General features: G+C 30.4%; 18 protein-coding genes and 1 pseudogene. All 19 read right to left on the reverse strand.

Annotation, left to right across the window (positions count from 1 at the left end; genetic code table 11):
* Positions 1-542: 542 nt before the first annotated feature.
* On the reverse strand, positions 543-2,141 hold the full coding sequence (locus tag PP176A_RS04405) for a restriction endonuclease FokI catalytic domain-containing protein (protein ID WP_234958805.1): 1,599 nt from the start codon (positions 2,139-2,141) through the stop codon (positions 543-545).
* Between the two features lie 5 nt (positions 2,142-2,146).
* The gene (locus PP176A_RS04410; RefSeq protein WP_083381786.1) at positions 2,147-3,043 is read right to left on the reverse strand and encodes a DNA methyltransferase; all 897 of its coding nucleotides are present in this window, start codon (positions 3,041-3,043) and stop codon (positions 2,147-2,149) included.
* Positions 3,024-4,043: a DNA adenine methylase gene (locus PP176A_RS04415; RefSeq protein ID WP_071139250.1), complete on the reverse strand. Its 1,020-nt coding sequence runs from the start codon at positions 4,041-4,043 to the stop codon at positions 3,024-3,026. The genes PP176A_RS04410 and PP176A_RS04415 overlap by 20 nt, the downstream gene beginning before the upstream one ends.
* Before the next feature lie 90 nt (positions 4,044-4,133).
* Complete coding sequence (locus PP176A_RS04420) at positions 4,134-4,349, reverse strand: helix-turn-helix domain-containing protein (RefSeq protein WP_071139251.1); 216 nt, start codon at positions 4,347-4,349, stop codon at positions 4,134-4,136.
* Positions 4,350-4,792: 443 nt separating this feature from the next.
* Positions 4,793-5,980 carry an IS30 family transposase gene (locus PP176A_RS04425; protein ID WP_373419498.1) on the reverse strand — a complete coding sequence of 396 codons (1,188 nt, stop codon included), beginning with the start codon at positions 5,978-5,980 and terminating at the stop codon, positions 4,793-4,795.
* A pseudogene (locus PP176A_RS16725) lies at positions 5,966-6,019 on the reverse strand (helix-turn-helix domain-containing protein); the annotation flags it as partial. The gene PP176A_RS04425 and the pseudogene PP176A_RS16725, both read right to left, overlap by 15 nt.
* Before the next feature lie 224 nt (positions 6,020-6,243).
* The gene (locus PP176A_RS04430; RefSeq protein WP_071139253.1) at positions 6,244-8,664 is read right to left on the reverse strand and encodes an AAA family ATPase; all 2,421 of its coding nucleotides are present in this window, start codon (positions 8,662-8,664) and stop codon (positions 6,244-6,246) included.
* Complete coding sequence (locus PP176A_RS04435; protein WP_071139254.1) at positions 8,654-9,412, reverse strand: ABC-three component system middle component 1; 759 nt, start codon at positions 9,410-9,412, stop codon at positions 8,654-8,656. Before PP176A_RS04435 ends, PP176A_RS04430 begins: the two co-directional genes overlap by 11 nt.
* Before the next feature lie 15 nt (positions 9,413-9,427).
* Entirely contained in the window at positions 9,428-11,029 is a 1,602-nt protein-coding gene (locus PP176A_RS04440; protein WP_071139255.1) for an ABC-three component system protein, read from the reverse strand.
* Between the two features lie 46 nt (positions 11,030-11,075).
* Positions 11,076-11,204, reverse strand: a complete 129-nt coding sequence (locus tag PP176A_RS16595; protein WP_255401527.1) for a hypothetical protein — start codon at positions 11,202-11,204, stop codon at positions 11,076-11,078.
* A gap of 549 nt (positions 11,205-11,753) precedes the next feature.
* Complete coding sequence (rlmD, locus tag PP176A_RS04445) at positions 11,754-13,118, reverse strand: 23S rRNA (uracil(1939)-C(5))-methyltransferase RlmD (protein ID WP_071139279.1); 1,365 nt, start codon at positions 13,116-13,118, stop codon at positions 11,754-11,756.
* A 538-nt stretch (positions 13,119-13,656) separates the two neighbouring features.
* Positions 13,657-14,079, reverse strand: coding sequence for a GTP pyrophosphokinase (locus PP176A_RS04450; RefSeq protein WP_071139256.1), 423 nt, complete (start codon positions 14,077-14,079; stop codon positions 13,657-13,659).
* A gap of 107 nt (positions 14,080-14,186) precedes the next feature.
* The gene (locus PP176A_RS04455; protein ID WP_071139257.1) at positions 14,187-14,756 is read right to left on the reverse strand and encodes a GNAT family N-acetyltransferase; all 570 of its coding nucleotides are present in this window, start codon (positions 14,754-14,756) and stop codon (positions 14,187-14,189) included.
* 89 nt (positions 14,757-14,845) lie between these two features.
* Positions 14,846-15,895 carry a 5-methylcytosine restriction system specificity protein McrC gene (locus PP176A_RS04460; protein ID WP_071139258.1) on the reverse strand — a complete coding sequence of 350 codons (1,050 nt, stop codon included), beginning with the start codon at positions 15,893-15,895 and terminating at the stop codon, positions 14,846-14,848.
* Between the two features lie 5 nt (positions 15,896-15,900).
* Positions 15,901-17,886 (reverse strand): AAA family ATPase, encoded by a 1,986-nt coding sequence (locus tag PP176A_RS04465; RefSeq protein ID WP_071139259.1) that lies wholly within the window; start codon positions 17,884-17,886, stop codon positions 15,901-15,903.
* A 106-nt stretch (positions 17,887-17,992) separates the two neighbouring features.
* Positions 17,993-19,015, reverse strand: coding sequence for a DNA adenine methylase (locus tag PP176A_RS04470; protein ID WP_071139260.1), 1,023 nt, complete (start codon positions 19,013-19,015; stop codon positions 17,993-17,995).
* A gap of 52 nt (positions 19,016-19,067) precedes the next feature.
* Complete coding sequence (locus tag PP176A_RS04475; RefSeq protein WP_071139261.1) at positions 19,068-19,304, reverse strand: hypothetical protein; 237 nt, start codon at positions 19,302-19,304, stop codon at positions 19,068-19,070.
* 110 nt (positions 19,305-19,414) lie between these two features.
* Complete coding sequence (locus PP176A_RS16600) at positions 19,415-19,549, reverse strand: hypothetical protein (protein ID WP_255401533.1); 135 nt, start codon at positions 19,547-19,549, stop codon at positions 19,415-19,417.
* 349 nt (positions 19,550-19,898) lie between these two features.
* The gene (locus tag PP176A_RS04480) at positions 19,899-22,241 is read right to left on the reverse strand and encodes an ATP-dependent DNA helicase (protein WP_071139262.1); all 2,343 of its coding nucleotides are present in this window, start codon (positions 22,239-22,241) and stop codon (positions 19,899-19,901) included.
* Between the last annotated feature and the right edge of the window lie 170 nt (positions 22,242-22,411).

Consider the following 22,411-nt stretch of genomic DNA (forward strand, 5'->3'; position numbering starts at 1 on the left):
AGATCACCTCCTCGGTAGTTTAATAAAATATATAATTATTTGTGTCAATACCCCCGTCCCTTTATCACTGCATATTTATCACTGCAATTTATCACTGCAAAAATTCATGCTCCTACCACAAACTTTACGACCAACCTCTAAAATTATATTATCCTGATTTTCTCTAACTGTTGTCATACTCATAAATCACTAATTTATAATATTCAACATTAAATTGAAAATTTAACGATTTCTACATTTAACATATTCAGCCACTAAATAACCAGTTTAAATTGTACTATATTACCGAAATACGCATAAATGGTTCTATGGGATATATTACCCCTCAACAATGTGAGGATAACTGCAAAAATCTGCTTAAATATTTGATTTTTGTGTCTATTTTATGGACTTAGATTCACTCTTCAAAAATACTCATAGGACTGCTTTCATATAACTACCTCTTCATACGTCATGCTGGCATACAATATTTAAATTCATGAGCAACCAATTGCTCTGGGATATTAATAACTGCATTTCATGTGAGTAATAAATTAAGCATATTATGCAATAGTGAATCGTTTATTTGTGTTATACCAATCATAAATATCTGCTATGTTTACTTCTTGATTTGTCACCATTTCCCCAAGTTTTAATAAAGTGTCAACGGTGATTGAAGTACCATTAACGGCTGTGTCCCTTGCGATTTCATTTAAAGCTGACTCTTCATTTGTAAAGTCCATACTAACGAAGGCAAAAACATGCCTTGGAATTTTATCTTCAAGAAGTTGTTCCCCGTGCAATGAAATATACTCTTTCATCTTTCTTACGTCACCAGCTGGGAAATTATATCTCTCGTATGCCTTTGCATCAATAATTATTCCATATGATTTTGCATAAAGATGGCTTCTATATTTGGAAATAACATCAGCTACTCGGCCTTTTCCTTCGCCAAGATGTTCGGACTCATATCCCAAGAATTTAAACATTGTATTTACTGTCATTTCAAACAGAGTTGATGAGTTTCTACCATCATAACCGTAACGAATCAAATCAGCAACAATACGTGAAGGTATTGAACCATTATAATGTGTTACTTTTTCTTCAATCTGTTTCTCAATTTCATTAATACGCTCGGCCTCATTTTCTTCAATCACAATAGGTTTATCCAAAATAATTTTATCAACAAGCCGATAATATGATTGCTCCTTAAAAATAGCGATACCAGCTTGTTGAAGATTTATTATATCAAAATCAACTTGTTGCTTATCAATTTCAATCCCTTGTAAAGCAATATTGCTAACAAGTTCTGACTTCCTCATATATGGTACTTTTTCTAATTGTTCAAGGATAGCTGCACGTCTGCACTGAATAAGATGAGTAAATGGGTGGTGATCTGAGCAGAGCATTTCAATCGGAATATATTTGATTGTAGATTTCACTGTGTATTGCAGTACTCTATCAACATCAGTTTTTGTTGTATATGATCGAAGCTGCTTACCGTAACAATTAAATTTTTCCCCATCAATTACCCAACCAACTTGTTTGAGCCAACTTATAATTGTCCGTGCCCATTTATCTGAGTCACCCTCCATATCATTAAAGCTCTTATTACTGGCCACAACAAATTCTGCATCATAATGTGTAAAACCAATATCTCCAACAAATCCGAGTTCTGCTCCAACATCGTATTTTGTCATCGCCCCTCTACCACTTTTTCTATTCTCATTGAGCAGCGCTAATACACGTACAACGGGTGGATTGGTAAGTATTCCTTTTCTAAAGATTTCAATCTCCTCATTTGAAAGTTCTCGTTTCCCGTTTTGTATACTTTCCGATTTTGGTGATAAAATAAGTTCTTTGCCTAAATCAGTTAATACATATCCATTATTTCTTCGATCCAACACAACCATACCTGTTGCACAAATAGCTTTACAACGACACCGTGCATCCCACGTCCATTTATTTAAAGACATGCCATTTTCAATTCGCTGTTTTCTAATCGCCCGCATCAGTGCATTATGATTCATGCCATCTTCCGCTACAAGTTCTACAGTATCCCTTACAGTAGAAAGGTTAGATGTATTTTGCACCCAACCATAGTTGGTTAATAATTTGCCTTCTCCTTCATATAAACGGTTAGCTTCTGATGTATTAGGCATCAAAATCACTTCTCCTTTCTAAATATCAATATATATTGATGAATCTGATTCATTACAAATGAGTACGGATATCCAAATGGATATAGTGACATAGCTTGATCATGCCAAATTCGCATTCCACGATAAATACAATTATCGATTTCGCAAAGCTTATATATAATATCGGCATGCAAAAGATTTGGCTCTCCTGGTTGTGGTTGAAAATCTTTGCAGAAAACAACCATGTATCCACCATCTTTTAACCGTGAAAATGCTTTTCCCATAATATCTTTCAAATCAGGAAGGAATTCTTCATATGATTCGTTTCCTAAATCCGTCGCTTTGTTAGTGTATGGCTTAGCAGAACCGTCATTATATAGTTTTTTATGAGTTCCTGTTCTTTCACGTGCCATCATGTCCGAATAGGGAGGATCTGCAATAATTAGATCGAACATATCACTTTCAATTTCTGGATGACTAAACATATTGCGAGCATCATCATGGATAATTGTCATTTCCCTCATGTTTTCAGTTTCACAAACTTTTTTATATGCTTCAATATATTTTTTTTCAAGTTCAATTCCAACACCTACACGATTACCATTAGCCAATGCTGCGCCAAGGAGAGTTCCTCCCACGCCAACAAATGGATCAAGTATTTTTCCATCTGATTTTGTAAAGAACTCAATAATATCTTTGATTAAACCAGGTGGCTTAGGAGATGGATGGATTTTCCTGATCTTAAGACCCACATTGTCCTTAGCAGTAGGGCTATAGCCTGTGATCCATACAGAGTTAGTAAAATAGACCCATTCTTTACCCGTTAAATCATTAAGCTTGTTACGCTTATCATAAATACCTCGTTCACCCATATCTATACCGTTAACGCCAGGTTTTTTTTTCTTAGTCTCTTTTTTTTGCATATATAATAATCTCCTTTAGCTTTCCCTTATAATTTCCGTTTGAATTTGACTTGTATCTACGAAATGGCATAAAAAAGTAGTTTACATCAGCTATCTTTTTCAGTTGATCACCAAGTTCATGATAATTAATAATTCCATCTGTATTATAGCTAATGTAAATATTCTTAAACCTTGCACGCTCAACTATATTAAGTAATGCCGGTAATGCTTTATCTTTCATACAAAATGGAGACAACTTGTCTTGATATGGTCGTCTTCCAGTTAAACCATAAATTGCGGGATTATCATAATCAGTTATTGTTTCAAGAATATGATAATATGGAGGGTATTGCCTACTGTTATAAGGCGGATCAAGGTACAATATATCACCACTTACATCGTCAATTATTTCAAATATGTCTTTATTGAAGCAATCATTATTTAGTCCGTTATCTATAAAAATTGTTGGGATGAGTTTAATAGGTTTATACTTCCGTTGGTCATCAATTTTCAAGAAAGCTCCATATGTTCCAGATATATTTGAAACACATGTCACAGCATTTACAAGATCAGAGCACAAAAGATAAAACATATCAGAACTAATCTTTCCTTCTTTTTTCCAACTCCCAATACATTTCCTCATTGCATCTATCCTCATTGCATTTTCAGGTGAAAAATAATTTCTTTGGAACTCTTTTCCTTTCGTTCCTTCTAAACAGTACTCGTAATAAATAAACCCTTTCTCACCTTGCAGATTATTGAGCTTATTAATTGCGTCATAGTAATTAATTGAGCAACAAGGTTCTTTATTTAACTTTATTTTTGCTAATTGGAGAGCATATGAAAATGACATATAATCATTTGTAATTAGCTTCGCTCCAAGTGATTTAAACATTTCTGCCACAACAACTGTACCTGAAAATAAATCAGCTACAGTAGATCCAGAAATATCCCCATATGTTTTACTAACTGTATGTTTGATGAATTCAAGTGCTTTAACTTTGGAACCCAAATATCGCATTTTTATATTCCTTTATCCTTTAAATTTTTTCATTGACCTAAAGTAACTATTTTAGTTTACTACAACTTCAAAATGTCTTGTTTAGAATCTTTATTTCTCATTTCTTCTAGGCACCATTTCCATAATGTCACTAATATCGCATTCCAGCGCCATACATATTTTTTGCAAAATCTCTGTATTCACATTCTGGTTTTTCCCAAGTTTAGTTACAGAAGCAGAACTGATGCCAGCTACCCTTTGAAGGTCCTTTTTCTTCATATCCTTATCAATCAATAATTTCCAGAGCTTTTTATAGCTAATAACCATTGCAATCACCTCTTCAATATGGCGGTTATGATTAGATATAAACTATATATATCATATTAAGATTCAAAAATCAATGATTTATCATTGCGTTCGTTCGATTATTTATCAGGATATATTGAAAAATTCTTTATATATAACAATAATAAATCATCTTACCTCAATAGCAATACGAGAAGCTACTTTGTAAAATTAAATGCAATATTTGTAATCAACAACTTAATATTTGTAAATGAAATGCAGTTTTTGCACTCGAAAAGCCACATTTGTAAATAAGATGCAGTTTTTGTAACCTAAATGCAGTTTGATTTTCCCTTTTTTATGCTGTATCATGATAGAAAACTACAAGTCAAAAGGAGGTCGACTCCCTCTCAATTTTTTTGTAATCGGAGAATCCACCACTATTTGGGTTTTATATAGATTGTTGGCAGCGCAGTTTTATAATTTTATTTTTTCAGAAGAGCTGGTTTTAACATGATGTCACTGGCTGGAACCGGTGTACACATGAGTGTTTTCAGAACTTCTTCTCCGTGGTAAAAACTGAACGTTTCGTATGGGCTACGGTTGTTCAGCTTTTTTCTTTTGTATGAATTGATATGGTTCATCATACTGATATCTTTCTGCGTCAGGTTATTAAAACTAGTTCCTTTTGGAAGAACCCTCCGTATCAATTCATGGTTGACCTCAATAGCTCCTTTTTGGAACGGACTTCCTGCATTACAGTAAAACACATTAGTTCTTAAACCAAATCGTGGCTTAGGACGGAATTCGATAGCCCTTGGATTGGAAAACTCACTCCCGTTATCTGTAAGAATAACAGGAAACAATTTTTGAAAAAGCTCCTCACCAAGATCTTTTTCAAGCATGTTGAATATATCAATCACGGATTTGGAGGTATTTGCATCACGTAGGAATGCCAGCATTAAGCTGCTTTCCACAAAGTGAATAGTGAGGATACATTTTCCACACCTGATTCCAATCACAGAATCCATCTGTACAACCGATGTATCTGGATTTTTGTTCAGAAACACTTGAAAGTCTTCGTAATTACGTCCAACACGGCATCCTTTGTCTACCTTGAATTCTGGTTTTTTATAACGTTCACGAAATTTAACTTTTCGGGGAAGATCAATATTGCGTATATCCAGCAGACATGCATCTATATAGTTGTAAATGGTTTTCTTACTGCACATAAGTTCATCTTCATGCGTAACGTATATATGATGAATGGACTGGCCATTTTTAACCAGTGGTGAAATTATTGCATTCAACCTTGCTATTTCATCTTCAGAAACACATAAACCGCTTCTGGATTCAGATATTGCTTGTGAAGCTTTGATATGTGCATGTTCTGCATCATAAACACTCTTAAGTAATGTGCAGTTTCCAATACTTTCACAGCCGTTACAAACATATGGAACACGAAATCTAGCAGTACAGATCTCTTCTATAAAATCATTACAGTTGTTATTGCATCGAGCACATAGCTTACAATAGTATGCTGATTTTCTGGAGCAGTTATTACTACAGATATTTTTCTTTCTACAGTTAAAACGGTTCTTACAAGCATTAAATGGAAAACCAGGATGGCCTGTTGCTACTTCAGAACTGTATTTATGAACTTCTCTTGAAATCGTAGCTGGATCTTTTCCCATACGGCAAGCAATTTCTTTAAATGAGGGCTTTCCTTTAAATACTTTTGTAAATCTAGTCTCTCTTCGTAAGTAAAAAACTTAGACATATATCCTCCGTTTCTGCCGCCAACAATAAAGGATATATAAAGTTAAAATAATTAGTAAACAAAAAAACTGGCGAGCAGCCAATCTTTTGTAAGCCAGTATGCAACTATCCTTATCATTTGCGCTACACCCAATTACGTATTCTAATAAAGTATTTATTATTTATTATTTTGTAATAATAAATTCTTCATATTAAATGATTTTATTTTTTTCCCTGTTTTTTCATACTTATATTTTAAGTACCATTCCAATTTCTGTTCATGTGTAGAAATAAATATCTGCCTATTATCAAATTCATGTCGTAAGATATCAACTAATCCAACCATATTCACATCATCTATTGTTTGAATCGGGTCATCAATCAACATGATAGGTAAAACTCGTTCCGCATATACTTGATTCATACAAAGTAAAAACGATAAGGAAACAGCTGCAAGTTGTCCTGAACTCATATTATATAAGATGTCCTGATTATCATCTACAGAGTTAATAAATTTGATATTTTTCATATCATTATCAGTTGAGATGTAAATACTCTTTCCATTAAATTTTTGCTGTAATATCTTTGCAGTATAAACATATAATAGTGGTTCTATATTATGTATTATTTTTCTCTTATATTTCTTAATTCCATCTTGAATAGCAGATTGATAACTGCATAATTCATTATAAATTCTAGTTAATTTGTTTAACCTATCCGTTGTTTTCTTAAGTTCATTATTCTTTTTACTTAATAATTTCATATTGAAATCATAGAACGACGATTTTATATAATTTCTCTTTGAACAAAGTAATTCATTTGTAACGCTTTTAAATTTTTCTTCCTTTTTATCATAATATTTTTCATATTCATGAATAAAATCTTTAGAAATTAACTGCAATTCAATTTGTTTAGGAACTTTACTTAGTTTTTCAGTAATATTTCGAACTAGATCCTGATATCCTTTATCAACTTTCGAAATATCTTCTTGATATTTTTCTGGCAATTTAATAGATAATTTCTGCAATAAGTTTTTAATTTCATTTATATTAGATTTATTTTTCTTTACTTTTTGTAATTCTTTATAAACACTTTCTGAAATCACATCTTTTAGTTTATTCTCAACATCCTTTAATAAAACATCAAAATACTTCTTATATAAGCTATCCTTAATTTTATTAATTTCATTGGATGAATCATCACACAAAGATTGTAATATATCTGTTTCTGCCTTGATTTTTTGATCTAACTCTTGTTTTTCAGAATATGGTGCACCACAAAGTGGACATATTTTATCATTTATAATTGATTTATTGACTGCATCATCCACATATTTCATTAAAGTAGTTCTTGTTTCAGTAATACTAGTGACAACTTTAGATACAACTCCCTGAATTTTTTCTAATCTATCCACTTGTTCTAACTTTTCTTTTATGATTGTAATCATATCTTCATCTAGCAATTTTTCATCAGAAATAAACTTCCAATTAATTTTCTGTAATTCTCTCTTCTTTATATTTCCCTTCAATATTTCATATTTTTGCTGTGCCGAATATTTTTCTTCTATTATTTCTTCATCTTTCACTAATGAATAATATCTATATGAGTATTCAAGCAAATTATTTTCATAATTAATATTTTCACTTCCATTAAAAGGTTTTGTTATATCTTTAAATGGTTTATTAAATAAATAATTTAGACACGCTTCTTGATGTTCAGAAAAATACATTAACTTTTCAATTTCCCCAATTGCTTCATCATACTTTTTTCCATTTAATATCATGCTCTCAGCATCCCAATACACAGATTTTTTAGGAAAAAGATGTTGGTAGCTCATTTTTGCTTCTTTATATGTAGTAACCTTTTCAACAGCTTCGTTTAATGATCCTATTTCACTTTTTAATTCTACTTTTTCATTTTCAAATTTTGTTATGTAACCCAAATCCTTTTTTGTATTTTTATTTTTTAGTTGTTCAATTAAATTATCCACCCTGTCTGCTTCTTTTTGTTGTTCAGATGGAATTTCAAATAAAAATTCCAATGATGTTGCCTTGTCTGTATTTGCCTCCTTTAAAAAACCTAAATGTTCATCTTGCGAAAGAAAACAGCATGTATCATAAAAATCTTTTATCTGATCTAAATGATACTCTTTAAGTTTTCTGTTCTCTTCATCCGAATCTACAATTTCCTGATCATCAACAATTAGCTTTCTTTCAAATTTGTCAAAAATTTTATATGGGTTATTTTCTTTGGATGCTTTCTTTCTATTTATTTTTTGTGGATTATAGATACGTTGCAATTCTATCTTGCCTTTTACTCCTTCTAAACATAATTTTATATAAGCTTCCTTCGTTTCATCTGCAATTAGTATCTTCTTATCATATGCTTCAGTTTTTTTTACACCAAGTTCATCACTATACTTATTGATTCGTTTTATTTCTCCTGTTAATGCAAACTCTATAGCATCATATATACTGGTCTTACCATACCCATTTGGTCCATTCAATAAAATAAGAACTGCTTCTGATATATCACTTATCTTATCGAACTTTCTATCAAAAAGTTTAAAATTTTTGACCTCCAGACTTTTAATCTTCATCTTTTAGCTCCTTATCAGATAGTTTTTCAGCATCTGCTTTCTTTTCTATTAACTCGTCTATCCATGCTTTTAACATCTTTTCGTCATCAAGTACTCCTTCCAACTGAATCATTTCGTTACTTATGTGCTCTATATTAATATTACTTTTATTACATTCCTCAGAGATTAAACTACTAACTGACCTATACTCTTCTCTGCTGTTTATTTGATATTTTTCAAAATTTAAAAATGGTAGTTTAACAAATAAATTTATGAGAAAATCGTATTCATAATTTTCTTTATTAAATTTCTTATAGGCTTGAAAATTATTTTCTGTAATTCGTTCCTGACAGAGTGAATCAAATTTTCCTATATTCTCTCTTGCAAATTCATTCATAGCATCTGTATATAACAAAACATTTTTTTTAAAGTAATTTAAATCCTCTTCCACAAGACAAATCTTTTTGCTCAATTCACTAATTGTACCTGTTGTTTCTGTTTCATAATATTTTTTATCCTCTACACACAGACAATATATACATGTTACATTTTTATCCATATCAACTTCATATATGTCTTTACTATTTTTTATGGTTTGATATAATTCTCCTGTGTTATCTTTCAATTCCAACAATTCATTTTCATTGTTCAGGAAAAAGAAAAGATAAAATGTATTATACTTTTCTCTTACAAATAAGGTATCATAATCCTGATAATTTAGCTTAATTTGCTTCTCACTATCAAATATTGATTTTATGAACTCTCGCATTTCATTACCTCCAGATTAAAGATTAGAAAAATCACTAATAATCTCTTCTGCTTTTATAAATTTTGGCTTTTTAGGCATACAAATACTATTTTTATTAATTTCTTCGCTTGTCTCAGTTTTACTATTTCTATATTTCTCTTGAATTTCACTATAATTATTACACCAAACAGATTCGTCACTTTCCAATCTAGTCGTAATCAACTGGTCAGCATCAAAAATAGGACTAATCAATTCTGCATTGTTTTCTATTCCCTTTACTATATTCTGTACTACTGTATTACTATTATTACTTGAAATTGCAGTTAAAAAAGCGTTATTAGATTGATTATCTATTACAAATTTTGTCTTATCATTTTTTTCCATAAAAAACTTCTCTGGAACTTTTTTTAATATCTTGAAGACAGACTCATTCAAACCATCTTCATTTAATAGTCTATTTATGCATATTCGATCAAAAATTGTATTATAACAATCTGGCTTAAAACTATAACATAATTTTATGAAATCCTCATCGCATAAATTGATTCTTCTGTACTCATCTTGTTTCAATTTACATTCTTTATCTTCATTGAATGGAATTAAACATGTATTTTTACATTCTAATGCACAATATTGAACCAAATACTCATCATACAATCTCCTTAATGCTAAAATATTGGCTTTCTTTTCATCATTTGAAAGCTTATCATTTAAAATATTTATTATTTCGCGAAATTCTATCGACTTCTCAAATGTATTTCCAGCTTGTCTTTTTTGATGTCTTTCAATCACATACTCTCTCATGTGATGAATCAATTTATCGGCTATATACTCATATTGCTCTGATGTAATACTATTGTCATATCGTTTGTATTTTTTTACTTGATTTACTATTTTCAGAAAAATATCAGTTCCATTACAGAACTTATTTCCATCCTCATATTTATACACTTGTACATCTTTATCAATGAAATTAATGGCTAATTTTTGTTCTAAAAAATCAATTAGTTTTTGAAGTATCTTCTTTAGTTCTGCAATATTACTATTTTCCTTATTACAAATCTCCTCTATTTTTTTAATCATTTTCTTATTATATTCTGAGCGATTAAACTTTATTGGCTCTTCATGTACTACCCTCTTTATTTCTTGTAAAATTGTTGTTTCTTTATCATCTATATCAATTCTTTCAATAAATTTTTTAAGATTATTATAAAAATTTTGTATACTCTCTTTCCATTCCTCAATACTTTGATTAATCTCCTTCTCACTTCTTTCACATATTTTATTACTGACATGCAAATAAGCATACGGATTCCCTAATTGTTCCTTAGTATGGAAACCTTTTTCTAGCATAAGTTGCACTAATGGGTTTCGATAAGCTCCAACACTAGTATCCTTTTGGTTTTTTACCTGATGAATTGAAAGGTAGCGTTTACCATTCTCATCCGTATGTACAATTGCAATATCCTCACAGTTTTCCACTTCGATTTGATAATTTGAACCTATCTCATTAATTTCTAATCCATCTGCATCTCTTAATTCACAAATTTTTTTTACTGCCAAATATATTGCAATCTCACCTTGATATATAAAACCACTCCATGTTGGTATCGCGTCATGAATAAAAATATTCTCCATTATAATCTTCCTCCCTTCCATAAAGCTCGTATTCTTAACACATAAATTATCCATATGATTCTGTTGCTTTGCTACAATTTACAGTATCATCATATATCTTTTCATCAATTGTAAAATCCTCATCAATCCTTATACCTATAACTTTTACCTCAACAATACTTTCAACGCACACCATATTGTATCCCCCACATAATAGGATATATAAAGTTTTAAACTTATCACAATTGAATGGAAGCATAACCTACTCCCTTTACCTAATATAATCTGTCTCACTTGATTACCTGTGTTCACTGACTTCACATTATAAACATAATAACTATATTATATATTACACCCTCTTATACCATTATTCTACAAATTATAATAATTTCCTTTAAATTGGCATACTTTTTAACTAAAAACAAAAAAATCCACAATCAAATTAGTTTGTAGATTTCAATCATTTTAATGTTAACAAATTACTATTTTATTGAGTTAATTAATAGACAAGTGTATTTCTAATATTAAATCAAAAAATCACTTGTTTTTTTACATAAAAAGGCAAGTGATTTTCAGTGATATTTTTTACAATATCTCTTTTTTCTAATTCTATTCTTTTGTGTTCCCGCACTCCATATCAATAACTACAAAAACGTTAATATATTTTTTTAACTGTTTATTGCGAATTTTATCCCCTCACTCGTAAAAACAAAATAGTTGACGAAGTGCCTAAAATCAAGGATTTCTACATATGTTTTCTTTGTAGCGAAACTATAGTCTCTACATGCCCTGCTCTCGGGAACATGTCTATAATCTTAACTTTCTTTACCCTATAGTCCCTGTCTTCAAATATCCTCAAATCTCTTACTAAAGTCACGGGATTACAGGATATATATATAAATTCTTCGGGATTAAAGTCTATTATCTTGTTAATAGTCTTAGGGTGTATTCCCTGTCTCGGAGGGTCTATTATTATTAAATTCGGCCTCTCATTAAGATTATCTACCTGATTCAATACGTCCCCACAAATAAATTCCGTATTATTTATTTCATTTAGCATCAAATTTTCTTTTGCCATTTCTACAGATTCTTCTTCTATTTCAATTCCTATAACCTTTTTTGCTGAAGAAGACATAATGATGGAAATAGTTCCTGTTCCACAATATAGATCAAATATTGTCTTATCTCTTAAGTCTCCCGCAAATTCTCTTGCCGTTGTATAAAGCCTTTCTGCACCAAAAGTATTGGTCTGAAAAAAAGAAAAAGGAGATATTTTAAATTTATATCCTAAAAGTTCTTCTGTTATATAATCTCTTCCATATATGATTTCTACCTTCTCCGGAATTATGGAATCAGAAACACGGTCATTAGTCGTGTGAAGAAATCCCACTATATGGCCATCCAGCTTTATATTTTTCAATTTTTCTGCAAAGCCGTTCAATTCCAATTCCTGTTGAGAACTGGTCACCAAGTTCACCAATATCTCTCCTGTAGAAAGAGCTTTTCTGATTGCAAGATGTCTTAATACTCCAATATGGTTTTTCTTCTTATAATGGGGAATATTCATTTCTCTGAAATATTTCGATGTTTCTTGAAGAATTGTAGTGAAATCTTTATCGGCAATAGTACAATTCTCCACTTCCGATATTTCATAAAACCTTCCTCTTTTATGGAGGCCCAAAACCAAATCCCCATCTTTAAAAGCATCGCCAAAGGTATACTCCATTTTGTTTTTATATCCCTTTATTTGAGGGCTTTCTTCTATTCCAAGAAATTCTCCCATTTCAATATTGGAAGAATCAAACAAATCCTTGACTCCTTCAGTCTTTATCTTAAGTTCATCCTCATAGCTTAGAGTTTGATAGTAGCAGCCTCCACATTCCTTAAAATGAAGGCATTCGGCTTCCTTTTCAATTGGGGATCTTTCAACTATCCCCAATATATTCCCATCAATATGACTTTTTCTCTTTCGTTTAACCAGTACTCTTACCTGCTGACCTTTTATTCCACCCTTAACAATCACTTTTCTCCCGTTATAATTTCCTATTCCTTTATTGGAAAATATAACTTTATCTATTCTTATTTCTATAATCTCTTTTTTTCTTTTCACTTTACCACCCGTTCTAATAATTCTTTTTAGTATGAAGTATCCAACATAATGTAGAATCCTGATCTTAATAATTTTCGTAAGCCTTTCTTTATAATTAGAATCCGGTTTAAATAAATCATCCAAAGTATAAAACTCTTCTGTATTTAAGTCTATTATGTCATAAAATTATTATATAATCATAAAAATTTTATATCAAGTTAAAAAAAAAATAAGTGGAGCTCTTGATACTATCAAATAATATTTTTTATTGAGTTTTCTGCTGAAATACTAAAAGATCTCGTCTTTTAAGGATATTCAGGTAATAACAAAGTAAGAACATTAAAAAAGGCTGTTACCAATATACATAACTATTGCAGCGGGTGAAAAACTTTTAAAAAATATCTACAAAACGACATTATTAAAATTAAGTGAAAATCTTTATATAGGCCAATCTAAACGTGGAGATTTAGCTGGTATTTATGGAGCCAATGTAAAATATAACAGAAACACAACCATTTATTTCAATTTCTCTAACATTATTAAACTCATTATTTCCTTCTTATCCAAGTGTTTCAAGTATCCTATCTGCCGCTTTACGATATTTTTCTATTCTTTTATAATCCTTTTTAGTAGGATTTGCAATTCTAGTTAAATCCATATTATCGGACAAATCAGCTAACTTAACATAACAAGCTATCTTATTTCTCAAAATCCTATCAATAAATTCATCATAAGTTTCATTCTCTCTCCTTGTTAGTGCATCCAAAGCAGATAATATATCTTCAGAAAAGCCTTCATTTTTTAAGTAATCTAATGTAATATTAGTATCTTCAATTACATCATGAAGTACTGCACAGATTCTTTCTGTTTCAGTTCTTCTTGTAAACATTACTCTAAGAGGATGCAAAATATATGGTTCACCTGCCTTATCTATCTGACCTTGATGTGCTGTTGAAGCTACTAAAATTGCTTTATCGAGCATACAACCCCTCCTCCATTTTTAAGTTATAAAATCACTTTATACGATTATTAATCGGAAACCTATCTTAAAACATTAATAAATTTTAGATAACCACAAACATATTATACTTATGCAATTTCGACGTCCGACCTTAACCTCGAAAATAAGATTAAATCAACAAGGCCTTTTCCTTTCCAAATATAACCCTGCCGAATGGTTCCTTCTTTTATATAGTTATTTCTTATCAATACATTTTGGGATTTGATGTTTTCTGGCATAACAAGAGCTTGTATCCGGTTAATACCGATATCGGAAAATAGATACTCAGTCATAGCCCTAACTGTTTTTGTAGCAATTCCTTTACCCCAAAATTGATCGTTTAATCTATATCCTATTGTTATCATATTTACATCCCGATGGTAGTCAAATATTTCAGCTACGCCTACAATATTATTAAGATTACTATTTAAGCATATTCCAAGAAATATTGCTTTTCTTTTAAGAAAATCCCTTTCAAAATGCCCTATCATATTTGCAACCGTATTTTTATTCTTTTTCAACATCACAGGCGAATATTGAAACAGTTTTTCGTTACTGTATATTGCATAAAGGTTGTCAAGGTCAGACTCGACAATTTTCCTAAGTGTAACTTCATTTGATACAATATGAGGAAATTGTTCATATGGATTCTTATTCATAATTTTGATATCCTCCTTTTATAATAAAATTAGCTTATGTAGGAATTATTGAAATCTTAAATTACTGTTTTAGCAAAGAGTTTCATAATTTATAATACCAACGATAGTAATCTATCTGATATATCTTTCCATTCTGTATTAAGATTTAGTGTTCTTATTTCTATCCTTTTTCCCAGTATCGGAAAATTTGCATTAATCTCTTTCTCTATGGTTGGATATAATAACATTCCTTTTATATCACCTGTAAAATTGCTATTGTTTACATATGCTAATATTTGAAACAAATGGGCAGTGCGAACCTTTTCAATCTCTGTCCAGTTACTCGAAACCAGTGTCTGTGAATAATATTTGGTATCAATTATTAACTGGGTGTTTTTAAACTTGTTTTCAATTACTATATCAGTTCTCATTTCCGGAAGCAGTGATAAATCTTTTTCATTAATTTTCTCGTCTAAATTCCATTTTAATTTAGGAGAATGAACATTATAAATTGTTCCATCCAAATGAACCCTATAAAAATTTAATACAAATCTTTCATAAAGTTTTGCCATCTGATTGTCCCTTATAAAATCCGAAAATGAAAATTCATTATCATCCTCATTAGTAATTAAACCGTAATAGATTAATTCACTAATATTTATTAACATTCGGTAGTGATAATTATTTCTATTATATCTAAGGGAAGAAAAGAGCGCCTTAGAAAGTTTAATATCCCGAATATCCGAAAAATGTAATCTTGTTTTTAATAGTTTTTTTCTTAAATTAACGTCTAACTGGGGTGATTTTATTAATATATTAATTGTAGCTTTTATAATCTGATTTAACTTAATATCCTCTGAAAAATCATCAAACTGACATATCATACTTCCATTGTAAAAAATATGTGTTTTTATCGAATCTGATATATTTATCTTCCCTTTAAGTGTTGATGTTACTTCGTTTTCATGTATATAGTATCGACTAAATCCTCTCTTAATCAAACTGCTTGTCCCATTAATATAGATTCTTGCAAATAAGTTATATATATTATCAAATTTTTCACTGCCTAAAAAAATATTATCTGATTGTTCAAGCACATTCCATGCATAACATAGCATATAATATATGTTTTTTATTGGTATTTTAGGGCTACCGTTCATATCAATCACCTTAATAGCTCTTTAACATAGTTTTTAGTTTTTTCTTCTTCGTCAAACCAATATTCTTTAATAAGTGGTTCAATTTCATATTTTATTATCTCTTCATACCATTTATCTGTATCTATATAATCACAGAAATAGCTATGCCCAATTTTAAAATCTTTACCCAAATTGGTATCCTTTTTAATCTCTAAATTAAGACTTCCCATTCTCATCTTTATTTTATTTATTAATTCTTCACTAGCTCCTTGTGACAGGAGACAGTTTTTAAATGCTTCTGTTTCAAATGCAGGTTCTAATTCAACAAAACAGAATCTCCTTCTTAAGGCATAATCTATTATTGCTAAGCTTCTATCAGCAGTATTCATCGTACCAATAATATATATATTTTCCGGCACATAAAAAGACTCATTTGAATAGGTGAGTATTATCTCCTCTCCACGTTTATCGCTTTCTATTAACATCATTAATTCTCCAAAAATTTTACTCATATTACCACGGTTAATCTCATCAATAATGAAATAATAATCATTATCCGGATTCTCTGATGCCAATTTACAGAATTGATAGAACGGTCCCTTTTTTAGTTCAAATCCTGTACCATTAGGCTTGTATCCCATAATAAAATCTTCATATGCATAACTTTGATGAAACTGGAGTATTTTTATTCTTGATTCATCTTTTTCTCCTATCAAAGAATAGGCTAATCTCTTGGCTGCATATGTTTTACCTACCCCCGGGGGACCTTGTAAAATTAAATTCTTTTTTCTCATTAGTAATGATTTTATTGTTTCATATTTTTCTTCACTAATAAATACATCCGATAAAAAATCTTGTTTTGTATAAGATTCCCGGATTGTTTCATCTGGTACAGAACCGTCTTCATTTATTATCTCATATAATTCATAACAAAAATCATCAAAGTCAGTGATATTTGTCAATGTCTTGGTTGCAAATTCATTTTCTAATATCCATTTCCCAGCTTTTATCCATTTTACTTTTCTAATATGTTTATATTCATCACGATCATCATATTCATAATCTGAAATTACTTCTCCAACACCTAAAAGCGTTTTACTTCCCGCTTTAGCAAATATCCTATCTCCTACCTGTATTTCATGGCAGAATTGCCATAATGCAAGGCCATCATTTGTAGGTCTATTATCAGGTTCATATAATTTATTTAATTGATCGATAATGTCGATTTTTGTTTTGTATTTTCGTAAATCTCCCATTTCATCCCATCCAATAGCCATAATGCCTTGTATTCTAAATTCATCCCATTTATAGCCATTTTTACCAGGAGTATAAGACCAAATTTTTTGTCCGCTTGTTCTCTCTGTAGTTATAGTTGAATCCCAAATTTCCCTGATGCCTTTTTGATAAAAAATTTCAGAATATAGGAATCCATCATTCATAGAGTTCTTGCACCTTATCCCAATATCTCTCATGCTATCAATAATGCTTTCATATTGACCGTCAAAAAATGTTCGAGAAATAGCTTGTCTGTGTGCTTCCTTAAAAGTAGTCAGTTCTCTTAAAGGATTTTGAATATATTTGAACGCATTTCTTATCATTTCCGGTAAATTTTCTAACGAGTTATCCAATTTATGGCTTAATAAATTTTGTACCCAAACATTTTGCCTAACAAAGGTTAATGCCATTGTACGTTTATCCTCGTATTGATTTAATTCGTTTTTCATAGCAGCATTTTGATCAATATAACTAATTAACTCACCAATTATTAATAATACTTTGTGTTCTATTGAATCTATATTATATTCTTTCAATAATTTTTTATAAGAAAAAGGTTTACTTTTTGTTTTATTTATTAATATATTCAAAATAGACTTATTTATTTCAAGATTTATGTATTCATTATATTTATCAATTGCCTTCTCAAAATAAAACTCTTCACTTTTTCTAATTCGTTTTACTTTTGGTACATCTAAAAAAGAAAGTAATTGTTCCTTATATTTTATTAAATTCACAATATTTACCCCCTCATATCACTTGGCATTATTATCAGGTATTATGAAATCAGAAACATTGTCATCAGTCATGTGAAGAAATCCTAACAGCATTATAAAAATGATATCACTTACATTTAACAATAAAAAGTCTTTCCTTATGATTTTCTATTCTTCTTTTACCGCTTGTATAATATTTAAAATTCTTTTCTTTGATGGAAACCTGTCCTTTTTCATTTAATATCTCCAGTATCTCTTCATCCGAAATTTTTGCATTAGATCTGCTGTGACCTTTCTTCCCCATATTATTATAAGATACAATGATATATCTTGCTTGAATATCTTTTATTAACTCTCTGAAAGCTTTCGGCGCTTCTGCAGTACAGTATTTGCTTCTTCCCATAAATTTATTTACAGCTTTTCTGGCCACACCTTCAACCTTTGGCTTGTCCCACTTCGATATGTTTTCAAGAAGATGGTATGTATCCGAATATTGTCTGGAATTATACGGTGTATCCACATATACAATATCGCTCTTTATATTTTTTACCAACAAATTTGCATCCATATTAAATATATCATTATTCTTATTTCTTTCATCATTTATAGCAGGTACCTTCAATGATAACGGAGGATTGATAGATTTACTCCTTCTGAATGTATCATAATGTCCGCAGGTATTCGCCGTCCTGTCCATCCCATACAGAAGTGAAGTTATCAATATCGCTTTTTCTCTAAAATTTATACGTGAAGAAATATTATCTATTTCTTCACGTATAGTACCTATCTTTTTGGCATCCTCAACAGAGAAATAATTTCCTCCAAAATTTTGAGATACATAATTATCTCTCTCGCATTTTATATGATTAAATTCTCTGATTAATCCTTCAATTTTTTTCCTATCATATGCTTCATTCCCCAACCAGGTAACATAAGCAAGATAATTGGAATAGAGAATATCATTTATAATAATCTTGTTATCGGCTTTATTTAAAGAATGAGCTACTATTCCGGTTCCTGCAAAAATATCGGCAAATGTATTAAAATTTCCACATTCTTCATATATAACTTCATTTATAAAGGGAATCAATTTATTTTTGTTCCCCAAATATCTTCTGTTTTCTATATACAATTTGTTTTTATCAAACATAAAAAATCTCCTTTGTCTATCTTCTTTAGTAGGGTAAGGTATATTTTTATAATTACTTATGCATTTTTTCTTCGCCTATTACATCATATCGTATTTCCCTGCTGTATTTAATCATTCCTCTTGATTCTCCGCGCATTTCTGATAAGAGCTTTAGTTCTCTCCCGGTAATCCTTATTTCTTCATCACTTATCTTTTTCCCTTTTCCATTGTACTTATAACAGATATAATTCTTATCATCTTTTAGCTCATTAGTTCTAATATTCAGGCTTCTCAATTTTTTCTCAAACATTATACCATCCCCTTATTACTTTTAATAATATTATACTATATTGGAAAATTAATTATATTATTAAAAAAAGATTTCCGAATATAAAATTATATGCGGAAATCTTTTTGCTTCTATCTATAATATTCATTTATAAATTCAGCTGGAATATTTGAATATTTTTTGTATTCTATTTTTAAATATTCATTTAGGCAATATTTATTACCCAATTTTAACTTTCCTAATAAGTATTTAAAAAATACTTCCATTTAATAACACCTCCATACATAAAAATAATGTTGTTCATCCTCTTCAGAATTATCACTTTTTTTCCTCCTTTCTTGATATATAAAAAACCGCAGAAAAATCCTGCGGTTTTTAGGCACAAAAAAAGTCACAGCTCTACTGTGACATTTTTACATATATATTTTAAATAATATTTAAAAAGCTACATAAACATAACCCCAGGGGCATTCATCATATTTAATACATTAAATTTTCTTAAATAAGCCATATCTATTAAATTCAACATTGATTCATTTCCCCTTTCTTAAATATTATTATCCAACACTAAAAAATTTTACCACTTTTCACATCACATGTCAAGAAAAATATAAATCATATTTTCTCAGAATTCCAGAACTCGTTTAAAACAAATTTCAACTTCTCCTTGCTGCTTACTCTTTTAAAATGTTTCCACTCATGGGGAAATAACTCCATATACTCAGGCGTTAAGAATCTGTCATCAATAAGAAGTACCATTCCTCTGTCTTTTTCTGTTCTTATAACCCTTCCTGCCGCTTGAAGAACCTTATTCATTCCGGGATACATATATGCATATTCAAATCCCAAGCCATTTTTATCTTGAAAGTAATCCTTTATAATATTTCTCTCCAAGCATATCTGAGGAAGTCCGACCCCTACATTTATAGCTCCTATAAGCTTATTTCCTATCAGATCGATTCCTTCGGAAAACATTCCTCCCGTCACTGCAAAAGCCAGCTTTGTTTCTTCGACGTCAGTAAATTCCTGTAGAAATTCTTCTCTTTCTTTTTCGTTCATAGAAGGTTTTTGAATAAAAACATATATATCACCGTTTCTCTCAATAAATTTCTCATAGACCATCATCATATACTCATAGGAAGGAAAAAATATAAAATAATTTCCTCTTTTTCTCTTAGTAGCTTCCTCTATATACTTTACTATATCAATAAGGGAATTGTTTCTGTTTTTATATCTCGTCGATATATTGCCTGCAATGACCAAGCATAAGTTTTGCCTGTCAAAAGGTGAAGGAAGCTTCATTGCATAATCCTCTTCTCTTCCTCCGAGAATCTCCTTAAAATATTTTAGAGGAGTTAAAGTTCCCGAAAAAAATACGGCACTTCTTCCCCATTTTAATGTCTCACTCAGTACATGAGAAGGGTCCAAACAAAATATCTTTATGCTCACATCCTTCTCATTGCTTTCAGCATAGGTCACAAATTTTTCATCATAGTATTCCGCTATTCTTAAATATCCTAAAAGCTCAAAATACATATCAAGTACTTCCTCATAGAAAACCTCCGCTTTGTTTTCAATTAGCCAATTTTCCAGATATTTAATCACTCCTCTGATTAAAGGATATATATCACTTATTTCATCTTGCTGAACATAATACCCTTTATCATTACATAGCTTCTTTAAATCCAGCATAAAACTATTTAGTTTACCGAACCCCTTGAAAATTTTCTCATCCTTACCTTTAAACAGCCTTTTCAGATTTAAAAAGGAAGATTTTTTCAACTCCGTTGAATACATCTCTCTTCCTCTATCCACAAGATTATGAGCTTCATCAACAAGAAACAAATAATCTTCCTTTATTTCAGTAAAAAATCTTTTGAGGGCTACTCTCGGGTCAAAAACATAATTATAGTCACATATTATTAAATCGCAAAAAAGGCTTAAGTCTAAAGAAAATTCAAAAGGACATACCATGTGTTTCTCAGCATATTTCTCTATAATATCCCTGGTGATAATGTCTTCGTTTTTTATAATCTCCATTATAGCTTGATTCACCCTATTAAAATGACCTTTTGCATAGGGGCAGTCCTCAGGGTTACATTTGATTTCTTCGTTAGAACATATTTTTTCTTTAGCCGTTATTACTAAGGTTTTCATATTAAGTCCTTTTTTTCTCATTTTCTTTGCGGCATTTAAAGCAGCTTCTCTTGTAATAGTTTTGGCCGTCAGATAAAATATCTTATTAACCAAACCCTCTCCAACAGCTTTTATTCCGGGGAAAAGCACGGATATGGTCTTTCCTATTCCCGTGGGGGCCTGAACAAACAAATTTTTTCTGTCCACAATGGCATTATATACTGCTACAGACATTTCTCTCTGTCCTTTTCTATATTCTCCAAAGGGAAAATCTAACTTTTTAATCGAAAAGTCCCTTCTTCTATCAACATCCAAACTTAGTTCAGCCCACATAATATAATCATCAATCAATTTATAAAAAAACTCTTTTAGTTCTTCTAAAGTAAAACTCTTTCTAAATTTCTTTGTTTCTCCTGAGCTTAACTCATAATATGTAAGATTTACATCTATATTATCTATATTATTCTCCATAGCATACATATAGGCATAACACTTGCCCTGTGCCCAATGAAGAGGGTTATAGTCCTCTTCTATATCCTTCAAAGATTTGAGGGTACTCTTTATTTCATCAATAACCGTTACCTCTCCGTCAGCAAATATGCCGTCAGCTCTTCCCTCCAACGTTATGGCAAATCCTTTATATGAGAAAGAATATCTCAAAAAAACTTCAGCATTATATTCCGAACCATAGGACCCCTGAACGGTTCTATGGGCTTTAGTTCCTTCCAATGCTCTGCTGTTGCCTATAAACGTAGAATTCAGATCTCCGGATCTCAATACAAACTCAACTAAGTTTCTTACAGATAATTTTATTTCCTTCATTTTTATACTTCACCAATCTTATCTATATTTTGCTCTTTGTTTAAGCAATATTTATATAGATATTTCTCCACTATTTTATTATTTCCCTTTAATTTTTCAATTTTTTCTACGCAAAATATTTTTTTATTAACAGAAGCCAAAAACATGTAGAAACATTTACAAATAGGGTA

This window comes from Sporanaerobacter sp. PP17-6a, assembly GCF_900095615.1.
In the GTDB taxonomy this organism is placed as follows: domain Bacteria; phylum Bacillota; class Clostridia; order Tissierellales; family Acidilutibacteraceae; genus Acidilutibacter; species Acidilutibacter cellobiosedens.

What these genes read in the sequence shown, in the direction of transcription:
- PP176A_RS04405 (WP_234958805.1), bottom strand. Translation starts at nt 2,141, where the DNA reads ATGCCTAATACATCAGAAGCTAACCGTTTATATGAAGGAGAAGGCAAA.
- PP176A_RS04410 (WP_083381786.1), bottom strand. Translation starts at nt 3,043, where the DNA reads ATGCAAAAAAAAGAGACTAAGAAAAAAAAACCTGGCGTTAACGGTATA.
- PP176A_RS04415 (WP_071139250.1), bottom strand. Translation starts at nt 4,043, where the DNA reads ATGCGATATTTGGGTTCCAAAGTTAAAGCACTTGAATTCATCAAACAT.
- PP176A_RS04420 (WP_071139251.1), bottom strand. Translation starts at nt 4,349, where the DNA reads ATGGTTATTAGCTATAAAAAGCTCTGGAAATTATTGATTGATAAGGAT.
- PP176A_RS04430 (WP_071139253.1), bottom strand. Translation starts at nt 8,664, where the DNA reads ATGAAGATTAAAAGTCTGGAGGTCAAAAATTTTAAACTTTTTGATAGA.
- PP176A_RS04435 (WP_071139254.1), bottom strand. Translation starts at nt 9,412, where the DNA reads ATGCGAGAGTTCATAAAATCAATATTTGATAGTGAGAAGCAAATTAAG.
- PP176A_RS04440 (WP_071139255.1), bottom strand. Translation starts at nt 11,029, where the DNA reads ATGGAGAATATTTTTATTCATGACGCGATACCAACATGGAGTGGTTTT.
- PP176A_RS16595 (WP_255401527.1), bottom strand. Translation starts at nt 11,204, where the DNA reads ATGGTGTGCGTTGAAAGTATTGTTGAGGTAAAAGTTATAGGTATAAGG.
- PP176A_RS04450 (WP_071139256.1), bottom strand. Translation starts at nt 14,079, where the DNA reads ATGCTCGATAAAGCAATTTTAGTAGCTTCAACAGCACATCAAGGTCAG.
- PP176A_RS04455 (WP_071139257.1), bottom strand. Translation starts at nt 14,756, where the DNA reads ATGAATAAGAATCCATATGAACAATTTCCTCATATTGTATCAAATGAA.
- PP176A_RS04460 (WP_071139258.1), bottom strand. Translation starts at nt 15,895, where the DNA reads ATGAACGGTAGCCCTAAAATACCAATAAAAAACATATATTATATGCTA.
- PP176A_RS04470 (WP_071139260.1), bottom strand. Translation starts at nt 19,015, where the DNA reads ATGTTTGATAAAAACAAATTGTATATAGAAAACAGAAGATATTTGGGG.
- PP176A_RS04475 (WP_071139261.1), bottom strand. Translation starts at nt 19,304, where the DNA reads ATGTTTGAGAAAAAATTGAGAAGCCTGAATATTAGAACTAATGAGCTA.
- PP176A_RS16600 (WP_255401533.1), bottom strand. Translation starts at nt 19,549, where the DNA reads ATGGAAGTATTTTTTAAATACTTATTAGGAAAGTTAAAATTGGGTAAT.
- PP176A_RS04480 (WP_071139262.1), bottom strand. Translation starts at nt 22,241, where the DNA reads ATGAAGGAAATAAAATTATCTGTAAGAAACTTAGTTGAGTTTGTATTG.